Genomic DNA, 20,619 nt, shown 5'->3' on the forward strand with positions numbered 1-20,619 from the left:
CCCCATTGCAAGCCCTATATTTGCATAGCTTCCCCGACATATGGACCGCTTTGCCTGCTCCTCTTGATCCCTGTTCGACCGTGAAAGCGCGCGGCGGAACTGTTGAGTTCACACCCCAAAGCCCCTATGTCTGCACCGGATCGCGCCAAGACCAAGGACAGCCACATGGCCACGCATCTTCATCACCAAGACCTCCCCGAGGATCTGGACCTTGGCCCCGTGGTGGCCATCGACTGCGAGACGATGGGCCTTCAGCCGCATCGGGATCGGCTCTGCGTGGTGCAGCTCTCTGGTGGTGATGGCGATGCCCATGTGGTGCAGATCGCAAAGGGGCAGACCTCGGCGCCCAACATCGAGGCAATCCTCACCGATCCATCCGTGCTGAAGCTGTTTCACTATGGCCGTTTTGATATCGCCGCGATGTATCACGCCTTTGGCGCCCTGGCCGCGCCGGTCTATTGCACCAAGATCGCCAGCCGCATGGTGCGCACCTATACGGATCGTCACGGGCTCAAGAACCTGACGCAAGAACTGCTGGGGCTTGATATCTCCAAACAACAGCAGATGAGCGACTGGGGCGCAGCCGAACTGACCAAGGCTCAGCAGGATTATGCCGCATCGGATGTCTTGTATCTGCATCGGCTGCGGGACGTTCTCGACGCCCGGCTGGAGCGCGAAGGCCGCAGCGATCTGGCGCAGGCATGCTTTGATTTCCTGCCCACCCGGGCACGGTTGGACCTGGCCGGCTGGCCGGATACGGATATTTTCGCACATTCCTGACGGAATGAGATGCGGCACCGCATCGTATCTTTGGACCCGGACAGAACAGAAAGGCAGAGAGGATGGACCGCTATTCCCGCACGATTGCCTATCTGAAGGTGCTCCTGCCGCTTGCCGCCCTGGCGCTGCTGTCGACCCTCTTTCTGATTTCGCGGAAAGGGGACACCGATCCGGTGATCCCCTTTGCCCAGGTCGATATGGAAAACCGCCTGCGCGGTCAGCAGATGACAGCGCCTTTTTTCACCGGCACCACCGCCTCGGGACATGAGATCACCATCGCAGCCGCCAAGGCCCTGCCCGGGGTCAATGCGGGCACCGCCTCCGCCACAGATCTTGAGGCAGAAATCCGAACCGGCGAGGGGCGTAGCATCCTGATGCTGTCGGATGCCGGCTTTGTGCGCCCCGACAAGGACACAGCAACACTCAGTGGCAATGTCCGCATCCTCAGCACCGATGGCATGCGGGTTGAAACCGACCGGCTCGACGCCCATCTGAGCAACGTTGATGCCAGCAGCCCCGGTACGATCAAGGCGACAGGCCCGCTGGGAGATTTTACTGCTGGTCGGATGCGGATCTTTACAAATTCGAAGAGTGGCGCGGTACATATTCAGTTCACGGATGGTATTAACTTGGTGTACGATCCCGCAAACGCAGAAAGATAACACGTGAGACGACTAGCTACCGCATTTCTGATTGGCCTGCTGACCCTGCCCTTCATGTCGATGGCGGAAGCCCAAGGCACGGATATCTCTTTTGGCGTGCTCAAGACAGATACCTCGCAGCCGGTAGAGGTCACCGCCGACGCCCTGGACGTCAATCAAGAGGACGGCGCCGCGCTGTTCAAAGGCAACGTCCTGATCATACAAGGCGAAATGCGCCTGAGCGCCGATAGTGTGCTGGTCATCAACGCCCCCGAAGGCACCGGCATTGAGCGGCTGGAAGCGCGCGGTAATGTGCTTCTGGTCAGCGGTCAGGACGCCGCCGAAGCCGGCGCTGCCGATTACACAATCAAGAGCGGCACGGTGATCATGCATGGCAATGTGCTGCTGACCCAGGGCGCCAGCACGCTCGGCGCCGAACGCATGGTGGTCAATCTTGCCAGTGGCGACGCCACCCTGAGCGGCCGGGTCCGCACCACGCTGCCCGGAAGCGGCGCCGACAAATGACCTCCCCGACATTGACAGTCACCCCCGGCGCATCGGGGCTGCGCATTGAGAAACTGCGCAAGAGCTACCGCAAGAAGGTGGTGATCCGCGATGTCTCCATGGAGCTGAACCGGGGCGAGGTCGTGGCGCTTCTGGGGCCGAACGGCTCTGGCAAGACAACCACGTTCTATACCATCGCCGGATTGGTCTTTGCCGAAGGCGGGGATGTCTTTATCGACGGGCAAAACGTTACCAACCTTCCGATGTACCGGCGCGCGCGCCTGGGAATTGGCTATTTGCCACAGGAAATGTCGATCTTTCGCGGGCTTTCGGTCGAAGACAATATTTCAGCCGTGCTCGACATCGCTGTCGCCCATGATCACAAGCGACGCGAACGCCTGGAAGAGCTGTTGTCGGACTTTTCCATCGAACATCTGCGACGCGCGCCCGCGCTGGCGTTGTCGGGGGGCGAACGCCGCCGCGTGGAAATCGCCCGCTGCCTGGCGGCGGACCCGAAATACCTGCTGCTGGACGAACCTTTCGCTGGCGTCGATCCGATTTCGGTCGGCGATATTCGCAATCTCGTTTCTGACCTGAAAACCCGCGGAATCGGTGTTTTGATCACCGACCACAATGTGCGTGAAACACTCGAAATCGTGGATCGCGCCTATATTCTCCATGATGGGCATGTGTTGATGTCCGGCACGCCAGAAGAGGTGGTGGAGAACGAAAATGTCCGTCGCGTATACCTTGGCGATAACTTTCGCATCTCCTGAACCTGTTTTTCGCAAGTTTCATCGGCAGGGTGACGCCGACGTGATGCCGCACTTCGACAATTGCAGTCGGATTGTCATTGACTCCGCCCGCCGTTTGCAATCGAATTGAACCATGGCAAATGTGCGATCCGATGCAGTCACAAAGACAGCCCTGCCAACAGGGTGTCCCGCGCTGCATGTCGCATATCTTGCCCATCATCCTTCCTGGCAGACCTGACACAGTGCACGCAGCATCGCTGCATCCTGTCGTCGTGGCTTCAGGCAAAACAATAAGGAGATAACATGCGTTACAAAGTCAGCGGAAAACAGATCGACATCGGCGAATCTCTGCAAACCCACGTGGAGACAGAGCTGAGCGCGGTCCTGGAGAAATACGCAGGCCGACCGACAGATGCTCAGGTCGTCTTCTCCCGCAATGCGCATGAATACGTCTGCGAAACCATCGTCCACCTCTCTACCGGTCTGACCTGTCAGGCCAAGGCGCATGCAAACGAGATTTATGCCGCTTTTGAGGGATGTCTTGAGAAGATGGACAAGCAGCTGCGCCGCTACAAGCGCCGGCTGAAGGATCACCACCGTGATCGCAGCGAGCCGGTTGAAATTATCGGGGCCAGCTCGTATATCCTCGCTTCTGAACAAGCGGAAGCGGAGGTTGAACCGGATTCCCTGCAACCGATCATCGTGGCCGAGATGGAAACAAGAATTCCGTCGCTGTCCGTTGGTGAAGCCGTGATGCAGATGGAATTGGCCGGATCGCCTGTCCTCGTTTTCCGCAACGAGACAAAAGACGGACTAAACGTGGTGTATCGGCGTGAAGATGGCAACATCGGCTGGATCGATCCATAATAGAATCTTGAAGGGGCCGCTTATGGCCCCTTCGCCCTGAGCGGAGCAGAGGCCATGCAGATTTCGAACATCCTCAAGCAAGAGGCCGTCCGGGTCATTGGTGCGGCCTCCAGTAAAAAGCGCCTGTTTCAGGAAATTTCCGACGTCGCCAACAGCGCCTATGGCCTGGAGACGCAAAGCACGGTCGAGGCGCTTCTTGATCGTGAAAGCCTTGGCCCCACCGGCGTGGGCCATGGGGTCGCGCTGCCGCATGCCCGGCTCCGCGGTGTGGACCGCGTTATCGGGATCTTTGTCTCGCTGGAAAAACCGCTGGATTTCGGCGCGGTGGATCGGCAGCCCGTCGATATCGTGTTTTCCCTCTTCGCCCCCGAAGATGCCGGTGTCGAGCATCTCAAGGCGCTGGCGCTGGTGTCGCGGACCCTGCGCGAACAGAGCTTCTGCACCAAACTGCGGGCCAATCCCGATCCGGCAACGCTCTATACCATCCTGACCGAAAGCCAATCCGTTCAGGCCGCCTGAGTCAGGGCGCGATTCAGTCAGATGCGCTGCTATCGGGTCTCTTGCCAGTCGTCGAAACCAAACGTCAGATAGTCCCGCTGATAGGCTGACCGGCACAGCTCCTCCAGCTCTGCATCATAGATGTCAGCCAGCGCGTAGGGTTGATCCGCAGCGGGCCTGGCAAAGGTTGGCGCATTTGCGCAGCCCAATTTGGCCGCCAACCAGGCAAGATCCTGCGCCAGCTCCTCTTCCCGCAGGATCAGATCCGGCGCGGCGAGTTCGGCAAAACCAGCCAGAATCTGGGACTGGCTGGCCCAGTTTGCGTCCACCCGGATCGAGGTCTGACCGGCAAGGTTGGATTTCACAAACGCCAGGAACTGCGCAAAGGCCAAGCGGTGCTGTTCCATGTCATACGTTTCGTCCACCGGCTGTTCCGGGATCGCCAGATTGTAGCGCCGCCGCAGGGTATTGCGGATCTGGCGCAGGCTGCCGGGACCCTTGGACAGGATCCGGTCGCAGAACACCGCATGGGCCCGCGCGAGCGGATGACGCACCACGCTAAAGCTGCGATGGACCGGCGTCGCCCGCCGCCATTGCCGCAACTGTTTCTGGTTCATCTTCATGCGCAGCGCATCGGCCCCAATGCCATCCAGCGCTGCAAGCCATTGGATCAGCTCCGGCTCCAGCCCTCCGGCGATCGGCATATAAAGCAAAGGCGCCTCAGCCGCAGCAATATATCCGGGCACCGCAGGCCCGCGCCGCGGTTCAAAATTCGGCGTCCGCGTCAGATTGAACCGATCCAACCCCGCCAGCGCCAGTTCCATCTCTTCGGCGTTTTCCACCTTGGAGCTGACCGGAGCGGGGTTCTGCCGCTTCAACTTGTCGTCCAGCGCCTCCAGCCGCGCCGGGAGCCCCAGCCATTTGGCCAGGCCATTCATGACGTCGAGATCCTGAAGGTCCTCATAGGCCACATAAAACGCGCTCTGCCCAGAGCGCTGGAGCCGGTTCAGCAATAGCACCTGAAAGGCCTGAAGCTCCTGCACATGCTGGCCAAATTCCTCTGCGTCAAAGATCGCCTTGGCCTCCTTGCGTCGCTTGACGTTGGTCAGCTTCCATTGCCCGGTGCTCTTGGCAATCTTCCAGGACACATAGCTGTCCAGCGGGTTGCGGGTCAGGATGATCTTGGCCACCTGCGGATCGTCGAGGATGACATCAAGAATCCGCGGATCATGGTCGTGGAAATAGCGAAACCCACCCAGAACGCCGGGCTGTGCGCGGATCGTATCGAGCAAACCAATGGGGTCCGCCTCGCGCATCTCGTGCGTCACCCCAAGGATTTCGGTCTTGTTCGGATAGCCAATGAAATGCGGATTGAAGGCTTCGCCATGGCAGGCCACCCCCGGCAGCGCATTGAGGTTGCTTTCCAGGAAATTCGACCCGGTGCGCATTTCCGCAAAGACAACAAAAGACGTGAACAGCTCAGGCATCAGGATTTACTTACCAGATAGGGTCTGCGTGGACGGTCAGGCGTTGGGACAGAGGCAGGATTGACCGGAAAATCCCCCATCAGATAAGGGTGCATGCCCTCGTTCTTGAGATTTTGCAGGAATTGACCAAATCCCTCAAGATCCACCATCTTTGGCGCTTCATTCAGGGGGCTGGCGCCGGTCGTGCCAATGTCATCGACGACGGTTTGCAGGTTTTCCATCGGCGTCTCGATAAACTCCGCAAGGCTCCAGACCCGCACCCGCGCCCGTACCCATTGGCTGCGCAGGATACGCAGTTGCGCGGTCTCGATCTTCTGCAATCGAGCGGCGTCTTGCCGCAGCTCGGCAAACCCGCGATCCGAGCGAAACAGCGGCACCGCCCACGCCCCGGTGATGACCAGGATATGCGCATTGGCATCGCCAGCCATAAACGAATTGGCCTTCTGCGTATCCCGGGGCCCGAACTGAAAACACTGACGCTCGCCACGGGTGTTCCAGATCAAATTGGCCAGATACCCTTCGGGATTGTAGTCGCGCAGCTCTGTATTGTCGCTGAGGCACCCTGGCGCCAGGGTCTGCCCCTCCGCCAGCTCGGCGCGCTCCGGCGCAAAAAGATGGCCATGCACCCGTGTACCGGTGGCCCGCGCCAGCCAGGGCTCGAAGCCTTCAAAAATCTCGGTGAACCCTTGCAAAACCGCATAGGGGGCAGAGGTGGACGCGGTATCGACCCCATGACGGGGAAATCTGCTCTGCATATAGAGGCCGGGCCGACCGCGCGTGCGCCGCTCCACCGCCTTGGCAAAGATCCGGTCGATCTTGCCGGGATTCGGCTCTGTCCGTTTCATCGCGCCAGCGGCATCGGTCAAAAAGCCCTGATATAGCTTCTCGGCCTGCGGCCAGATCTTGCGCGCCACGAAACAGTCAGAGCGCCGCAAAAGCGGTAAATGATCATCGTAAAACACATGCGGCCGCCCCTGATAGTCGAACTTGGACAGGGTCAGGGACCGGCTTTCGATATTGGTGGAATAGATCCGCGCCAGGGTCTGGTAATAGCTTTCGTCCGGGATCCACACGCGCCGGAAATAGGCGTCATAGCGGGGCCGGTCGGGGCTTTGCAGGATCGCCGAGAGGGTTTTCCGGGTCAGACACCACCATTGGCTGCCCATATGCGGAACCAGCCCAAGGGGGATGCGGCGGCGCACTTTCAGACGGCGTTGCAGGTTCACATAGCCATCAAACAACCGGCGATGCCGCCGCCAGGAAAAGGGAAAGCGCAGGGTGAACCGTTCGGCACCAAGGCCACCGACAATCCATGGCACATCGGCGGTGGTGGCGCTTTCGATGAAATCCGTCTCGGGCCGGTCCGCCAGATAGTCCACCAGCTCCTCTACCGGGCGCAGTGGCAGGCAGGAGCCGGACATCAGATAGACGTGGCGGACATCTGGAAAGGCCTCCAGCATTTGCTCCGAAGCATCCTGCGAGGCCGCAACGATGCCCCAGGTTCCCCATTCGCAGCGGTGACGACGGGAAAACCGGACCAGCGGCTCATCCGCAAAGGCCGCCTGAAAGGCCCGAAACGACGCATCATCCACAATCCGGTCCGCGTGCAGAACAACGGGACATCCGGCGGCAACCCAATGCCGCACCACCTGTTCCGCCCTGTCCAGCGCGGTATGCACCAGCATGACGATGCCAAGGCTGCTCATGCCCAATTCCCCTTGGACATCAGGCCGAGAATCTCCAGCTGACGCCAGTTGATGTATTTCTCGCTCCACTTGCACCAGAGCTCCGGGTGGTTTTTCAGGCTTTCGGCATAGGCCCGATATTCCGCCGACCCCGCATAATGCTGCCCACGGTTCAGCTCCTCCTTTGCCTTGACGCCGAAGGTGTCCAGGAACTTGGTATGGAGCAGAATGCCGCTCGCCTTTTCGCCGCCGCCCGTTTCATACACCTGATTGAGCCCACGCGGCAGCAACATGTGCGAGGAGCTGACAAACACATAGCTGCGGTGCCATTTGACCAATGGGGTCTTGTTCAGCGCCGGGGCCAGCTTCGGCCGGTCGGCAAAAAACACCCGCGCGCGCGGGCCGCCCTGGATCCAGAGGTTGCCGTAACGATTGTTTCTGGTCACCGTATAGTTGCCACTGTCGAACCAATGGGCAATCTCCAACGGGTCCTGACCTGCGTGATAGGGCGCCTCCTCGATCGGGCCCTTGGGATAGACATCCAGCAGCATGGCCGAAAAGCTGCGGATCTGCGCGGTGTCAAGCCAATCGGTCAGCGCCCGTAGCGGGCGGGTATCGCAGAACGGATAGACAAAAAATTCGTCAGGATCGACGTGCAGAACCCAGCGCCCATGCGCATATCGGCGCAACAGGTAGTTGACCCAATCGACGCCGAAGGTGGATTTCTTGTAGCTGCCGCGCGTATGCCAGAGCGACACATCGGCCTGCCCCTCCAGATAGCTGCGCGCGCCATCGCTGGAGTCATTGTCGATAAACAGGAAATGCGTCACGCCGAGATCCCGATAGTATTTCAGGAAATACGGCAGGCGGATCTTTTCATTGCGAAAGGTCGCAACCAGAAGAATGTCGTCGGGGCGCAGACGGCGGGTGTTGTCCTGAATGCAGCGCAGCTCTCGCGACTTGCGCAACGCCCGCAAGAGACGACGCTTGCGCCTGATCCGCATTTGGTAAGAATCCCAAAGCCCCAAGGTCTCTGTCCCCGCGTTTCCGGGCCGCCCCCACTGCCCAAGCACGGGACGCCCCGCGCAAGCCTGCGCAATATGTCACGTCCACATTCTGGAAACAATGCGTTTAGAACTGGTTACACCCGCGACCTCAGACCCATGGCACCGGTGCGCAGAGGCCCAGCTCCGCCAATTGCTCAGGCCCCTCATAGCGCAGCGCCCCGCTGTGCCACAAATCGGGGGCCTTTTTCAGCTCCGAATAATAGCCATAAAACAGGGCAGGTGTGTGGAAATGCGCGCCCCGCTGTTGGTCCTCGGCCGATTTTTGCACCACCTCCGGCAGGAATTTCGTGTGCAGCAACACCCCCGAGGGCTGCGAGCCGCCGGGGCCATCATAGAGCATGTTCATCTGCCGTGGCAGCAGCGCATGGGTAGAATTCGTATAGGCGTAGCGCCGGTTCCAGCGGATCAGCGGGATCTTGTTCAGCGTTGGCGCGCGCTCCGGCGCCTGCTGAAAAAAGACCCGTTCTCTGGTGCCGCCTTGAAGCCAGAGATTGCCAAGCGGCGCCTGACGTACCGCGCGATAAGGCCCGGCATCAAACCAGCCAAGCACCTCGGTCGGATCCTGACCGGCCTCGTAGCGCGGCTGATCAAGCGCGCCTTTCGGGAACATGTCCAGCATCATAGTGCCGAACCCATCCTGTCCTGTCTTGTCCAGATGATCCGTCAAAGCGGGCAGTGGGTGCTGCTCCATTCCCGGATAGACCAGCAGCTCATCCGCATCGACGGTCAGACACCAATGCCGATGGCCAAAACGCATCAACAGCCAGCCGGACCAATCCAGACCAAAGCGGCTGTCGCGATAGCTCTCAGGGGTTTCCCAGATCGACAGATCACCGCGTCGGGCCTCCTCTTGAAGATAGGCGAGGCTGCCGTCGTCACTGCCATTGTCCACAACAAGGAAATGCCCCGCGCCCAAGTCACGGTAATGCTCAAGGAAATAGGGCAGCCGCTGCCGTTCATTGCGCAAGACGCAAAAGACCAGGATATCTTCGGGGCGAATTTGCGCGGTATTATCGGCGACCAGGGACAGGCGGTGGCGGGCGCGAAAGGCGCGCCAGAGGCAAGCCCGACGTTTCAGGCGCAACCGATAGGCTGCGCCGAGCGAAATGTCGGGCAAGCTCAGCGCCGACATATTAACGCTCGTAATGACCGCTCTGGTGCCAGCGCCACGCGTCGGAGATCATTTGCTCCAGGGTCGAGCGCTTGGGCTCCCATCCCAGCTCCTCGCCCGCCCGGGTCGATCCGGAAACCAGCTTGGTGCAATCGCCCGCTCGGCGCGCGCCGATATTATAGGGCACGTCGCTATTTGTGACCGCGCGGGAATTGTCGATCACCTCCATCACCGAGAACCCGGAGCCGGTGCCAAGGTTGAACACCCGGCTGCCCTTGTCCTCTTCCAGCCATTTGAGGCCCAGCACATGCGCGTCCACCAGATCGCAGACATGCACATAATCCCGAATGCAGGTGCCATCGGGCGTGTCATAATCGGTGCCAAAGACGGTCAGCGCGTCGCGCTCGCCGCGAATGGCCTGGATCATCAGCGGGATCAGATGGGTTTCGGGCTGGTGGAATTCACCGACCTCGGCCTCGGGATCGGCGCCCGCGACGTTGAAATAGCGGAAGATCACCGCACGCAGACCATGCGCCGCCTCGAAATCCTTCAGGATGTCCTCTACCGCGCGCTTGGAGGCCCCATAGGCATTGAGCGGATGTTGCGAGGTGTTTTCGTCCAGGACCACGTTGTCATGCTCGCCATAAGTCGCACAGGTGGAGGAAAAGACAAAATCCAGACAGCCCGCCGCCACGGCGGCCTCAATCAGGTTCAGCGACCCGCCAACGTTATTGGCCCAGTAGCGTCCCGGCTCGCTCATCGCTTCGCCGACCTGGCTGAGGGCGGCAAAATGCATCACTGCGGCCGGTTTATACTTGGCAAAAACCTCGTCCAGGCGGGCGCGATCCGTCAACTCGCCCTGCTCAAAGGGGCCAAATTTCACCGCGTCCTGCCAGCCGGTGACAAGGTTATCGTATGTCACGGGTGTATATCCCGCCTGTTTCAGCGCCTTGCAGGCATGAGACCCGATATATCCCGCACCGCCTGTCACAAGTATGTTCGTCACGTCAGAGTCTCTCCTGAGGTCTAAGGTCGCTTTTTGCATCGCTAAAATGAAACTGCCCCCTCTGTTAAGGGGGCAATCTCATAATAGTGTAACAGATCAGAGATTACTCAGCCGCGCGGCTGACCTGTGCAACCTCGTTGATGTAACCCATAAGATCATCGCGCAGATCCGGCCGGGACAGGGCAAAGGCCACTGTCGCTTGCAGGAAACCGGCCTTGGAGCCGCAGTCAAACCGCTGCCCCTTGAAGCGATAGCCATAGACCGGGACATCCTGCGCGATATCTTCTGCGATCGCGTCCGTCAGCTGGATTTCCCCACCGGTGCCCTGTTTCAGCTGGTTCAGGTTGCGCAATACGGAAGGCGACAGGATATAGCGACCGATCACGGCCAGGTTGGACGGCGCCTCACCCGATTTGGGCTTTTCGACCATGCCATTGACCGACACCACGGAGCCCATGTCTTCTTTGACGTCGAGAACGCCATAGGAAGAGGTCTTCTCGGGCGCGACTTCCATCGCCGCGACCATATTGCCGCCGGTTTCCTCATAGGCTTCGACCATCTGCTGCAAACAGGGTTTTTCCGCAGCGATGACATCATCGGGCAGGATTACGGCAAAAGGTTCATTTGCGATCAGCCGCCGCGCGCACCAAACCGCATGCCCCAAACCAAGCGCCTTGTGCTGGCGGATATAGGCAATCGCACCGGAATCCATATTGGTGTCTTTCAACACCTCAAGAAGATCATCCTTGCCCTTCTTGCGCAGCTCCTGCTCCAGAACCGGGGCATGGTCGAAATAATCCTCTAGCGCGCCCTTGCCGCGCGAGGTCACAAAGATGAATTCCTTGATCCCCGCGGCGCGCGCCTCATCAATGGCGTATTGCACCAGAGGCCGGTCGACCAAGGTCATGATCTCCTTGGGAACAGATTTTGTCGCCGGCAAAAACCGCGTGCCAAGACCTGCGACAGGGAAGATGGCTTTGGTAACTTTTCTACGCATTCTACTCTCAATTCTGTTTCGCGGAGACGTGCCAATCATGCGCGACCTACCTGATGCGCGAAGCGAACTCCGGTCTTTTGCGCCGCATCTCCTGATCAGGATGGCCTGAAACGATGCGTCACACTGATCTAACTATATTTCTCGAACCCGATCCGTCCAGAATACCAAGGCTTCAAACCTCATCGCCGTGCCCGGCTCGTTGAAACTATCACACATTCAACAATTCAGGGAAGATTCGTGCACATTTTATAGGCACTTGTGGTACTTCTGTCTTTGCATTCCGGGGCATCGCCCGCTGATTCAACCCAGCAGGCCACACCAAAGGACAGGATCGTCAGGCCTTCTTCAACTCCACCGAAGGGGCATGAGCAATGAAAAACGGGTTGGCAAAGCCCTCCTTGCCGTATGTGAGCGGTGTATGATCATCAAAGCGGACCACCTGACCGCCGGCGCCCGAAAGCACCGCGTGACCTGCTGCGGTGTCCCACTCCATGGTGCGCCCGACGCGCGGATAAAGATCCGCCTCGCCGGTGGCCACAAGGCAGAACTTCAGCGAGGAGCCGGCGCTCTTCAGATCCTTCACGTTGTATTTGTTGATATAATCGTCCGTGGCCTGATCCCGGTGGGATTTTGAGGCAACCACCAGCAAGGCGGCGTTGTCGCTCTGCGCCACACGAATGGGTGTGACCTCGCCCGCTGCGTCGAGCGCAAACGGTCCGGCCTCCTCAACGGCGGAGCCATCCGCGAGCGTATAGAACATGCGATCACGGGCCGGTGCGTAGACGATGCCGCGGATCGGGGTGCCGTCTTTCACATAGGCAATATTGACGGTGAAATCACCGCGGCGATTGATGAACTCCTTGGTGCCGTCCAACGGATCGACGATCAGGAAGGTCTCGCCCTTGGCGCTATGCGAGTCGGCTTGCTCTTCGGTCACCAGCATCACATCGGGAAAGGCCGCCCGCAAACCTGCGGCGATGAGCGCGTCGGCGGCTTCGTCTGCTTCGGTGACCGGGCTGTCGTCGGATTTCACCTTCACGTCGAAATCGTCGGCATTGTAGATCTCCATGATCTTTTGCCCGGCTTCCAGCGCCAAACGCCGCGTCACCACGACCAATTCTTCGAAATTCACTGTATAGACCCCCAACGACCCATTTGTTGCCACAAAAATTTGTACGTCTTATGAGGACTTCGCAATGGATCGGCAAGAAATCCTTGTGATAATAGGCAACCCGCTGCTGACTGTTGAGGCTATGTTCAAATACCGCACGGATAGATCCGCGCTTTCCCGCGCCGTAACCCTGTTTGAGGTTGTCTTTCACTCGGTCGTGCGAAGCGTGCGTTCCAAACATAACAACGCCTTTTTGGCCCTGGGCAGCAACATCACCCAAGCCGTTATGTTCGTTTTGTTTTTCTACGTAATGTTCACGGTCTTGGGGATGCGCAGCGCCTCCATCCGCGGGGATTTCCTGCTTTACATGATGTCCGGCGTTTTCTTGTTCATGGTCCATACAAAGACGCTCGGCGCGGTGGTCGGGGCAGAGGGCCCGTCAAGCCCGATGATGCAACATGCGCCGATGAACACCACAATCGCGATTCTCTCTGCCGCGATCGGGGCACTTTATGTGCAGGTCCTGTCGATGCTGATCATTTTGTTTGCCTATCACGTGGCCTTTAAACCGATCCACATCGAGGAGCCGATTCCCGCCTTCGGCATGCTCTTGCTGGCCTGGGCCTCTGGCGGGTCAATCGGCCTGCTGCTCTATGTGATCAAACCCTGGTTCCCTGGTGCGATCGGGATCATCTCGACGGTCTATCAGCGCTCCAACATGCTGTTTTCCGGCAAAATGGTGCTGGCCAGCTCCTTGCCCGGATATATGTTGCCGATGTTTATCTGGAACCCGCTGTTTCACACCATTGATCAGGCGCGCGGCTATATATTCCTCAACTACACAGCGACCGTCACCTGGTGGATGTACACGGTCTGGGTCACCGCCGTGTTCCTGGTTCTGGGCATGATGGGCGAGTTTTACACCCGCCGTGCCGTGTCACTGAGCTGGAGCGCCCGCCGCTAATCCGCTCAGGTCACCACCCGCAATGTCAGGTTGACCCGCCCGCCCTTGGGCAACAGCCGGGACGACTGGAAACGGATGCGGTCCACCCCGTGATAGGCCAGCCGGGCGTCGCCACCCATCACCACCACATCCCCGGAATTGAGCCAGATCGAGTCCGTCTTCTCCTTGCGGCTGGTTCCGCCGACCCGCAACAAGCCATCATCCCCAAGCGAGATCGACACCACCGGAAAGGAGAAATCCGCTTCGTCCTTGTCCTGATGCAAGCCCATTCTCGCGCCCTCGCCATAATAGTTGAACAGGCAGCATTCCGGCGCGCGACCGCAATCCGTCACCGCGGACCAGACATCCAGCACCTCCTGCGGGATTGCAGGCCAGGGCTGGCCGGAGGGATGATGCGGGGCATAGCGATACCCGCTCTTGTCGCTGAACCAGCCAAACGCCCCCGCCGAGGTCATCCGAACGGACATCTGTCCACCACCCGGAACCTCTGGCGAGAACAACGGCGCGGCGCGCAGGACCGGGCGCAAGCACTGGATCAGGCCGCGCTGAGCCTCGGGAGAGAGAAATCCCTTGTAAATCTGGAATCCACGCAGTGTCAGTCGGGCCATTAGCTTAATCTTAACTCTGTTTGCCGCAAAAGCGCTTATATTTGCCTGTGACTGGGCAATGACGCGGTTGCAGGGGGCATTTTGGCTCCCTATATACGCCGAGAAGCGGTCGGGTGCAGACCCTATCGCAACTGGATCGGAGCCAGAATGCCAAAAAGGGTTCTGGCTTCGGGTAATCGCCTTGTTAAGTAAAGGGATCGAATAACATGGGTAAAGTAATCGGGATTGACCTCGGCACCACCAACTCCTGCGTTGCCATCATGGATGGTTCGCAGCCGCGCGTTATCGAGAACGCGGAAGGTGCCCGCACCACCCCCTCCATCGTCGCCTTCACCGATGAAGAGCGCCTTGTTGGCCAGCCGGCAAAACGCCAGGCCGTGACCAACCCGGAAAACACCATTTTTGGTGTGAAGCGCCTCATCGGTCGCCGGTTTGACGATGCCGCAGTCGCCAAAGACAAGAAAATGGTGCCGTTCAGCATCGTCAACGGCGGCAATGGCGACGCATGGGTCGAAGCCAAGGGCGACAAATACTCCCCCTCGCAGATCTCTGCCTTCACCCTCGGCAAGATGAAAGAAACCGCGGAATCCTACCTGGGCGAGGAAGTCACCCAGGCGGTCATCACCGTTCCGGCCTATTTCAACGACGCCCAGCGTCAGGCCACCAAAGACGCTGGCAAGATCGCAGGCCTTGAGGTGCTCCGCATCATCAACGAGCCCACGGCCGCCGCGCTGGCCTATGGTCTGGACAAAGAAAACACCCACACCATCGCGGTCTATGACCTTGGTGGCGGTACGTTCGACGTGACCATCCTGGAAATCGACGACGGCCTGTTCGAAGTGAAATCCACCAACGGCGACACCTTCCTCGGTGGTGAAGATTTCGACATGCGCATCGTGAACTACCTCGCGGATGAGTTCAAAAAAGAGCATGGCGTCGACCTGTCCAAGGACAAGATGGCACTGCAACGTCTGAAAGAAGCCGCTGAGAAAGCCAAGATCGAGCTGTCCTCGGCCTCCCAGACCGAAATCAACCAGCCGTTCATCTCCATGGACCCGAGCACCGGCCAGCCGCTGCACCTGGTGATCAAGCTGACCCGCGCCAAGCTGGAAAGCCTCGTGGGCGACCTGATCAAGAACTCCATGAAGCCCTGTCAAGCGGCGCTCAAGGATGCGGGCCTCTCGGCTTCTGACATCGACGAGGTGGTTCTGGTCGGCGGTATGACCCGCATGCCGAAAGTCATCGAAGAGGTGACCAAGTTCTTCGGCAAGGAACCCCACAAGGGTGTGAACCCCGACGAGGTGGTCGCCATGGGTGCCGCCATTCAGGCCGGCGTTCTGCAAGGTGACGTGAAAGACGTTGTTCTGCTCGACGTGACCCCGCTGTCGCTGGGGATCGAAACCCTGGGTGGCGTCTTCACCCGTCTGATCGACCGCAACACCACGATCCCGACGAAGAAATCGCAGGTTTTCTCCACCGCCGAGGATCACCAGAGCGCCGTGACCATCCGCTGTTTCCAGGGTGAGCGCGAAATGGCCGCCGACAACAAGATGCTCGGCCAGTTCAATCTGGAAGACATCCCGCCGGCGCCGCGTGGCATGCCGCAAATCGAAGTGACCTTCGACATCGACGCCAACGGTATCGTCTCTGTTTCCGCCAAGGACAAAGGCACCGGCAAAGAGCAGAAGATCACCATCCAGGCGTCCGGCGGTCTGTCCGACGAGGACATCGAAAAGATGGTCAAGGATGCCGAGGAAAACGCCGAGGCAGACAAAGAGCGCCGCGAGTTGATCGAAGCCCGGAACCAGGCCGAAAGCCTGATCCACTCCACCGAGAAATCGGTCGAGGAGCATGGCGACAAGGTCGATCCGTCCACCGTCGAAGCGATCGAGCTGGCCATTGCCGCGCTCAAGGACGATCTGGAAGGCGACAAAGCCAATGCCGAGAAGATCAAATCCGGCATCCAGAACGTGACCGAAGCGGCCATGCGTCTGGGCGAGGCGATCTACAAGGCCCAGGCCGAAGAGGGTGACGCAGACGAACCCTCCGCGGCAGACGAGCCGACTGGCGCGGCAGACGACGACATCGTCGATGCCGAGTTCGAAGATCTGGACGACAACAAGCGCTAAGGGAGCACCTTGGCCAAAGATGGGCCGGTCCTTCCCGGACCGGCCCATCTTTCGTTGAGGCAGAAGGGATTTTCCGATGTCAAAACGTGATTACTACGAGGTGCTCGGGGTCTCGAAAGGCGCCAGCGCTGACGAAATCAAAAAAGGCTATCGCAAGAAAGCCAAGGAACTGCACCCGGACCGGAACTCTGACAATCCGAATGCCGAAGCTCAGTTCAAGGAAGCCAACGAAGCCTACGATGTCCTGAAGGACCCGGAGAAAAAAGCGGCCTATGATCGCTATGGCCATGCCGCATTTGAAAACGGCATGGGCGGTGGTGGTGGCGGCGGTCGCCCCGGTGGCCATCCCGGCGGTGATTTTTCCTCGGCCTTTTCCGACGTCTTCGATGATTTGTTCGGCGATTTCATGGGCGGCGGCGGTCGCGGCGGCGCGGCGCGTCAACGCGCCACCCGTGGTGCGGACCTGCGCTACAACCTGCGCCTGTCGCTGGAGGAAGCCTTCTCCGGTCTGCACAAGACCATCAACGTTCCCACCTCTGTCAGCTGCTCCTCCTGCGAGGGCACCGGCGCCGAGGGCGGTGCGGAGCCGACCACCTGCCCGACCTGTTCCGGCATGGGCAAGGTGCGCGCGCAGCAGGGCTTCTTTACCGTTGAACGCACTTGTCCGACCTGCTCGGGCCTTGGTCAGATGATCAAGAACCCCTGCAAGGCCTGCCACGGTCATGGCCGGGTGGAAAAGGACCGCTCACTCTCGGTGAACATCCCTGCGGGTGTGGAAACGGGCACGCGTATCCGCCTCGCCGGCGAGGGCGAAGCGGGCCTGCGGGGTGGGCCTCCGGGTGATCTCTATATCTTTGTCGAGGTCAACCGCCACGAGCTGTTTGAACGCGAAGGCAACAACCTGCACTGCCGCGTGCCGGTCTCCATGGCGAAAGCCGCCCTTGGCGGTGCCATCGAGGTTCCGACCATCGACGGCGGTCGCGGCCGGGTGCAGATCCCCGAAGGCAGCCAATCCGGTCGCCAGATGCGCCTGCGCGGCAAGGGCATGCCTGCACTGCGGGGCGGCGGCACCGGTGACATGTTCATCGAACTTGCGGTGGAAACACCGGTCAACCTGACGGCCCGCCAGAAGGAGATCCTGAAAGAGTTCGACGAGCTTTCCGAGGAAAACAACAACCCCGAAAGCCGCAGCTTTTTCTCCTCCGTCAAAAGCTTCTGGGACGGCATGAAGGGCTGATACAAGACATAAGAAACGCTCCAATCGGGGCGTTTCTTTTTTTGTGCAGGCGCCGAGTCGCAAGGGCAGCCAAACGGGTGTTCAGAGCCCAGAAGGCGTGCCCCCCTCAATCCAGATTCATAAGCCGATCAAACAGCATCTTGTTGCGCTGCTCTTTCAGGTCGGCCTTATACTGGCCTTCCATCGTCTCCACCGCATGTTTTCGGCCAAAAGCGTGGCGCAGCTTGTCCATTGCCCGCAGTTTTTGCGAGGTAACCTGCGCAAGCTCCAGGTTCAGGTCCCGCCGCGCATTGGTGTGCCATCTCTGCCACTGAAGATCGACGCCCAGCGCTTTCATCTCGTGGCTCTGATCCAATAGCGTCCGGGACTCCTCTACCTGCTGCTTCAGCATCGCCAGCCTGCCGCGCAGCTGCGCCTCGCGATCAAGGATCGGTTTTACCTTGGCGTGCTCCTTCAGGTACACCGCGTTGGTCACCGCTTTCATCTGAGCGAGCATTTTTGCCTGGTTCATAGCACACTCTCCTTGGCCCGTTTCCGCATCTCTTCCGCAAAGCGGATCGCCGCCGCCACCGGCGCATAGTAGTCCTCGGTAATTTCCTCACCAACCTCGACGGTCGCATAGAGCGCGCGCGCCGTCGGCGGATCGCTATGCAGCGGGATACCGTGTTCCTGAGCGATTTCACGTATCAAGGCAGCAACCTCATCCACGCCTTTCGCCACACATTCCGGAGCCGAGCCGGAGGCGCGGCTCCATTGCAGGGCGACGGCGTAGTGGGTCGGGTTCACGATCACCACATCCGCCTTTGGCACCGCGGCGGCAACCTGCTTGCGAACGATCTGGCGCCCCTTCTCCTTGCGCTGGCCCTTGGTATGCGGATCGCCTTCGGAGTTTTTCATTTCGTCCATGACATCCTTGCGCGACATCATATTTTTCCGAATAAATTCAGCTTGTTGGAACGCCGCGTCCCCAAGACCAATGGTCAAAGAGATAATCAGCGTGAGAATCAGGAATTCCATCGCCAGCTGAATAAGAAGCGGCACCACGGTAAACGCGCTGGTCCCAACCGAGGCCACCATGTCCGGCAACCGCCAGGAAAAGTAGACGCCAAGCGCGGTGCCATAGAGCAGCAGCTTTGCAAAGCTCTTGCCAAACTCAAAAAGCCCCGAGCGCCCGAATTTGTTCTTGGCGTTCTTGATGATCGACAAGCGCGACAGCTTCGGCTCAATCCGCTTCGGTGCAAAGACCATCGCGCGTTGACCGAAGACGGCGATCAATACGAAAGACGCCGGCACGACAAACCAGGACAGAACCGACCCAAATGCAGAGGTCATGAACTCCCCCGCGATCGGCGCGGCCGTCCCTTCGCCAAAGAACACTGGTGCCAGACGATCAGGCTGGTCGATCATCGCCATCAACACAGTGCCAAGCTTTTCCACCCCGGAACGCCCCGCCGTGTAGAAGGCGACAAGCCAGCCCAGATAGGACGCCGCCTGCAAGAGATCGTTTGACTTTGGGACATCGCCTTCCTGTCGCGCTTTGCGCAATTTTTCCGGCGTTGGCTCAAATGACTTATCCGAGTCGTCGCTGTCGTCGCTCATTGCACTCCGGCCCCCGGATTGGCAAAGAACATCATCAGATCGCGGCTCCAGACCTCAAGGATCATTGGCGCACCCGCCATCAGAATGATCAGGCCACCCGTGGTAATGACGGGCGCACCGATCATCACCACCATCAGCTGCGGCATTGCCCGGTTCACAACCCCAAGCGTGAGGTTGTAGAGGACCGCCGTGATCAGAAACGGCGCGGACAATGTGAAAGCCGTCGAAAACGTCACCGAAACCCGATGCACCCCCCATTCCGACAGGCCCGCTGCCTCCGGGAAGCGCCCAACCGGGAACAGCTCGTAGGAGCGGATCATCAGCTCGGCCGCGCGAATGTGCAGGTCCATCATCATCGCCAAGGCAATACCCGAAATCCACAACACGGCCCCCAAGGCCGGCATCGGATCCGCACCAGCGCCGCCCAGCATCTGACTGAGCGAGGTACTCTGGGCAGCGATGGAACCCGCCGTTTGCAGCATATGCATGAACATTCGCAAGACCACGCCGAGGGCGAGGCCAATGACCGCTTCGGTCGCCATCAGCCCAGCATATTGCATGACCGATTGCGGCATCGGGATTTGCGGTATTGCTGGCGCCACGATCGCCGTAAACACCAACCCCGAAACCAGCCGGATCTGCGTCGGCGTGAACTGTTCGCCAAACCCCGGCATGATCGACACCATCGCGCCAATACGCAGGAAGACGATTGCCGCGTGCCAGAACCCGACACCAAACAGAGCCATCAACTCGGGGGTGATGCCTTCGAAGTTCATGCGGCAACCATGCCCACCAGCGCCGGGCGCGCTTCCAGGCCGATCTCTTCGAACGACAGGACCGGGTTCTGGATGCCCCGAGAGCGCAGAATCGTCCGCAAGTAGCGGCGGCGGCGTGTCGAGGTCACAATGGCGGCAAAGATGCCCTGCTCCGTCACCTGATTGATCTTGTCGCTCATCGCATCCACGAGCTTGTTGAACGTGTCCGGTGGCAGAGCAATATCCAGGCCGGATTGCGTTTCGACCTGATAGGTGGTGAAGGCGTCTTCCCACTCGGGCGCCAGCTGCACCAGCGGAATAGTGCCGTCTTCGCGCTTCATCTCGGCCACCAATTGGAAGCCCAAGCGCTGGCGTACATGTTCGGTGATCAGTTCCGGCGCAGTGGTCCGCATGCGGGCTTCGGCGATCGCTTCCAGAATAAGCGGCATGTTGCGGATCGAAACGCGCTCTTCCAGAAGCAGGCGCAGCACGGAATGCAATGTGTCGATCGGCACCTTGTCGGGGATCAGCTCGTCGAGCAGTTTCTTGTTCGCATTCGCGCGGAACTCATCGGTCAAATCTGTCATTTCGCGCAACAGACGACGTAGCGATTTGAGCGTCAGCAAGCGCGGGAAGCTTTGCTTCACGACCTCAAGCAAATGGGTGGCCAGAATTTCCGGCGGCGAAACCACCGTCGCCCCCATAAGCGCCGCGTCTTCTTGGTGCTTGTTGGCAATCCACCGCGCCGGAGCACCATAGACCGGTTCTGTCACATCCTTGCCCGAGGGCAGGGCCGCATGATTGTCCGGCATCAGCGC

21 protein-coding genes are annotated in these 20,619 nt (G+C 59.5%); 9 read left to right on the forward strand and 12 right to left on the reverse strand.

Going from position 1 to position 20,619, the window contains the following annotated elements:
• The first annotated feature begins 165 nt into the window (after positions 1–165).
• From HCZ87_RS02070 to HCZ87_RS02095, 6 genes are all read left to right on the forward strand, one after another.
• Entirely contained in the window at positions 166–780 is a 615-nt protein-coding gene (locus HCZ87_RS02070) for a ribonuclease D (protein WP_167642111.1), read from the forward strand.
• 62 nt (positions 781–842) lie between these two features.
• Positions 843–1,442: an LPS export ABC transporter periplasmic protein LptC gene (gene lptC, locus HCZ87_RS02075; RefSeq protein WP_167642112.1), complete on the forward strand. Its 600-nt coding sequence runs from the start codon at positions 843–845 to the stop codon at positions 1,440–1,442.
• Between the two features lie 60 nt (positions 1,443–1,502).
• A complete protein-coding gene (locus HCZ87_RS02080; RefSeq protein ID WP_254868493.1) occupies positions 1,503–1,946 on the forward strand; it encodes an LptA/OstA family protein in 444 nt (147 codons plus the stop codon).
• On the forward strand, positions 1,943–2,701 hold the full coding sequence (gene lptB, locus HCZ87_RS02085; RefSeq protein ID WP_167642113.1) for an LPS export ABC transporter ATP-binding protein: 759 nt from the start codon (positions 1,943–1,945) through the stop codon (positions 2,699–2,701). Before HCZ87_RS02080 ends, lptB begins: the two co-directional genes overlap by 4 nt.
• Before the next feature lie 282 nt (positions 2,702–2,983).
• Complete coding sequence (raiA, locus tag HCZ87_RS02090; protein WP_167642114.1) at positions 2,984–3,547, forward strand: ribosome-associated translation inhibitor RaiA; 564 nt, start codon at positions 2,984–2,986, stop codon at positions 3,545–3,547.
• Between the two features lie 54 nt (positions 3,548–3,601).
• Positions 3,602–4,066, forward strand: coding sequence for a PTS sugar transporter subunit IIA (locus HCZ87_RS02095; RefSeq protein ID WP_167642115.1), 465 nt, complete (start codon positions 3,602–3,604; stop codon positions 4,064–4,066).
• Positions 4,067–4,095: 29 nt separating this feature from the next.
• Here HCZ87_RS02095 and HCZ87_RS02100 read toward each other — a convergent pair whose 3' ends face one another.
• From HCZ87_RS02100 to cysQ, 7 genes are all read right to left on the reverse strand, one after another.
• A complete protein-coding gene (locus HCZ87_RS02100) occupies positions 4,096–5,532 on the reverse strand; it encodes a sulfotransferase family 2 domain-containing protein (protein ID WP_167642116.1) in 1,437 nt (478 codons plus the stop codon).
• Positions 5,532–7,238 (reverse strand): beta-1,6-N-acetylglucosaminyltransferase, encoded by a 1,707-nt coding sequence (locus HCZ87_RS02105; protein WP_167642117.1) that lies wholly within the window; start codon positions 7,236–7,238, stop codon positions 5,532–5,534. Before HCZ87_RS02105 ends, HCZ87_RS02100 begins: the two co-directional genes overlap by 1 nt.
• Positions 7,235–8,221, reverse strand: coding sequence for a glycosyltransferase family 2 protein (locus HCZ87_RS02110; protein WP_167642118.1), 987 nt, complete (start codon positions 8,219–8,221; stop codon positions 7,235–7,237). Before HCZ87_RS02110 ends, HCZ87_RS02105 begins: the two co-directional genes overlap by 4 nt.
• Positions 8,222–8,372: 151 nt before the next feature.
• Positions 8,373–9,416: a glycosyltransferase family 2 protein gene (locus HCZ87_RS02115; protein ID WP_167642119.1), complete on the reverse strand. Its 1,044-nt coding sequence runs from the start codon at positions 9,414–9,416 to the stop codon at positions 8,373–8,375.
• 1 nt (position 9,417) lies between these two features.
• The gene (gene galE / locus HCZ87_RS02120; RefSeq protein ID WP_167642120.1) at positions 9,418–10,401 is read right to left on the reverse strand and encodes a UDP-glucose 4-epimerase GalE; all 984 of its coding nucleotides are present in this window, start codon (positions 10,399–10,401) and stop codon (positions 9,418–9,420) included.
• A 103-nt stretch (positions 10,402–10,504) separates the two neighbouring features.
• Complete coding sequence (gene galU, locus HCZ87_RS02125) at positions 10,505–11,398, reverse strand: UTP--glucose-1-phosphate uridylyltransferase GalU (RefSeq protein ID WP_167642121.1); 894 nt, start codon at positions 11,396–11,398, stop codon at positions 10,505–10,507.
• A gap of 334 nt (positions 11,399–11,732) precedes the next feature.
• Complete coding sequence (cysQ, locus tag HCZ87_RS02130) at positions 11,733–12,530, reverse strand: 3'(2'),5'-bisphosphate nucleotidase CysQ (protein WP_167642122.1); 798 nt, start codon at positions 12,528–12,530, stop codon at positions 11,733–11,735.
• Between the two features lie 121 nt (positions 12,531–12,651).
• Between cysQ and HCZ87_RS02135 the strand changes: the two genes are divergently transcribed.
• A complete protein-coding gene (locus HCZ87_RS02135; protein ID WP_167642132.1) occupies positions 12,652–13,473 on the forward strand; it encodes an ABC transporter permease in 822 nt (273 codons plus the stop codon).
• A 5-nt stretch (positions 13,474–13,478) separates the two neighbouring features.
• On the opposite strand, the gene HCZ87_RS02140 is transcribed toward HCZ87_RS02135, so the two are convergent.
• Positions 13,479–14,081, reverse strand: coding sequence for an alpha-ketoglutarate-dependent dioxygenase AlkB (locus HCZ87_RS02140; protein ID WP_167642123.1), 603 nt, complete (start codon positions 14,079–14,081; stop codon positions 13,479–13,481).
• Between the two features lie 206 nt (positions 14,082–14,287).
• Between HCZ87_RS02140 and dnaK the strand changes: the two genes are divergently transcribed.
• Together dnaK and dnaJ are read left to right on the forward strand one after the other, a co-directional pair.
• Positions 14,288–16,210: a molecular chaperone DnaK gene (gene dnaK / locus HCZ87_RS02145; protein ID WP_167642124.1), complete on the forward strand. Its 1,923-nt coding sequence runs from the start codon at positions 14,288–14,290 to the stop codon at positions 16,208–16,210.
• Between the two features lie 76 nt (positions 16,211–16,286).
• Complete coding sequence (gene dnaJ, locus HCZ87_RS02150) at positions 16,287–17,447, forward strand: molecular chaperone DnaJ (protein ID WP_167642125.1); 1,161 nt, start codon at positions 16,287–16,289, stop codon at positions 17,445–17,447.
• A gap of 106 nt (positions 17,448–17,553) precedes the next feature.
• Here the strand turns inward: dnaJ and HCZ87_RS02155 are convergent, their stop codons facing one another.
• From HCZ87_RS02155 to HCZ87_RS02170, 4 genes are all read right to left on the reverse strand, one after another.
• Entirely contained in the window at positions 17,554–17,958 is a 405-nt protein-coding gene (locus HCZ87_RS02155; protein ID WP_167642126.1) for a hypothetical protein, read from the reverse strand.
• A complete protein-coding gene (gene flhB, locus HCZ87_RS02160; RefSeq protein ID WP_167642127.1) occupies positions 17,955–19,046 on the reverse strand; it encodes a flagellar type III secretion system protein FlhB in 1,092 nt (363 codons plus the stop codon). The genes HCZ87_RS02155 and flhB overlap by 4 nt, the downstream gene beginning before the upstream one ends.
• Entirely contained in the window at positions 19,043–19,822 is a 780-nt protein-coding gene (locus tag HCZ87_RS02165; RefSeq protein ID WP_167642128.1) for a flagellar biosynthetic protein FliR, read from the reverse strand. The genes flhB and HCZ87_RS02165 overlap by 4 nt, the downstream gene beginning before the upstream one ends.
• Positions 19,819–20,619, reverse strand: an 801-nt coding sequence (locus HCZ87_RS02170) for an FHIPEP family type III secretion protein (RefSeq protein WP_175582120.1), incomplete at its 5' end; no start/stop codon positions are given. The genes HCZ87_RS02165 and HCZ87_RS02170, both read right to left, overlap by 4 nt.

It is taken from the genome of Phaeobacter sp. HF9A (assembly GCF_011806385.1).
Classification (GTDB): domain Bacteria; phylum Pseudomonadota; class Alphaproteobacteria; order Rhodobacterales; family Rhodobacteraceae; genus Epibacterium.

Bases quoted from the DNA above. Each gene is read 5' to 3' on its own strand.
- HCZ87_RS02070 (WP_167642111.1), top strand. From the start codon at position 166: ATGGCCACGCATCTTCATCACCAAGACCTCCCCGAGGATCTGGACCTT.
- lptC (WP_167642112.1), top strand. From the start codon at position 843: ATGGACCGCTATTCCCGCACGATTGCCTATCTGAAGGTGCTCCTGCCG.
- HCZ87_RS02080 (WP_254868493.1), top strand. From the start codon at position 1,503: ATGGCGGAAGCCCAAGGCACGGATATCTCTTTTGGCGTGCTCAAGACA.
- lptB (WP_167642113.1), top strand. From the start codon at position 1,943: ATGACCTCCCCGACATTGACAGTCACCCCCGGCGCATCGGGGCTGCGC.
- raiA (WP_167642114.1), top strand. From the start codon at position 2,984: ATGCGTTACAAAGTCAGCGGAAAACAGATCGACATCGGCGAATCTCTG.
- HCZ87_RS02095 (WP_167642115.1), top strand. From the start codon at position 3,602: ATGCAGATTTCGAACATCCTCAAGCAAGAGGCCGTCCGGGTCATTGGT.
- HCZ87_RS02100 (WP_167642116.1), bottom strand. From the start codon at position 5,532: ATGCCTGAGCTGTTCACGTCTTTTGTTGTCTTTGCGGAAATGCGCACC.
- HCZ87_RS02105 (WP_167642117.1), bottom strand. From the start codon at position 7,238: ATGAGCAGCCTTGGCATCGTCATGCTGGTGCATACCGCGCTGGACAGG.
- HCZ87_RS02110 (WP_167642118.1), bottom strand. From the start codon at position 8,221: ATGCGGATCAGGCGCAAGCGTCGTCTCTTGCGGGCGTTGCGCAAGTCG.
- HCZ87_RS02115 (WP_167642119.1), bottom strand. From the start codon at position 9,416: ATGTCGGCGCTGAGCTTGCCCGACATTTCGCTCGGCGCAGCCTATCGG.
- galU (WP_167642121.1), bottom strand. From the start codon at position 11,398: ATGCGTAGAAAAGTTACCAAAGCCATCTTCCCTGTCGCAGGTCTTGGC.
- HCZ87_RS02135 (WP_167642132.1), top strand. From the start codon at position 12,652: ATGTTCAAATACCGCACGGATAGATCCGCGCTTTCCCGCGCCGTAACC.
- HCZ87_RS02140 (WP_167642123.1), bottom strand. From the start codon at position 14,081: ATGGCCCGACTGACACTGCGTGGATTCCAGATTTACAAGGGATTTCTC.
- dnaK (WP_167642124.1), top strand. From the start codon at position 14,288: ATGGGTAAAGTAATCGGGATTGACCTCGGCACCACCAACTCCTGCGTT.
- dnaJ (WP_167642125.1), top strand. From the start codon at position 16,287: ATGTCAAAACGTGATTACTACGAGGTGCTCGGGGTCTCGAAAGGCGCC.
- HCZ87_RS02155 (WP_167642126.1), bottom strand. From the start codon at position 17,958: ATGAACCAGGCAAAAATGCTCGCTCAGATGAAAGCGGTGACCAACGCG.
- flhB (WP_167642127.1), bottom strand. From the start codon at position 19,046: ATGAGCGACGACAGCGACGACTCGGATAAGTCATTTGAGCCAACGCCG.
- HCZ87_RS02165 (WP_167642128.1), bottom strand. From the start codon at position 19,822: ATGAACTTCGAAGGCATCACCCCCGAGTTGATGGCTCTGTTTGGTGTC.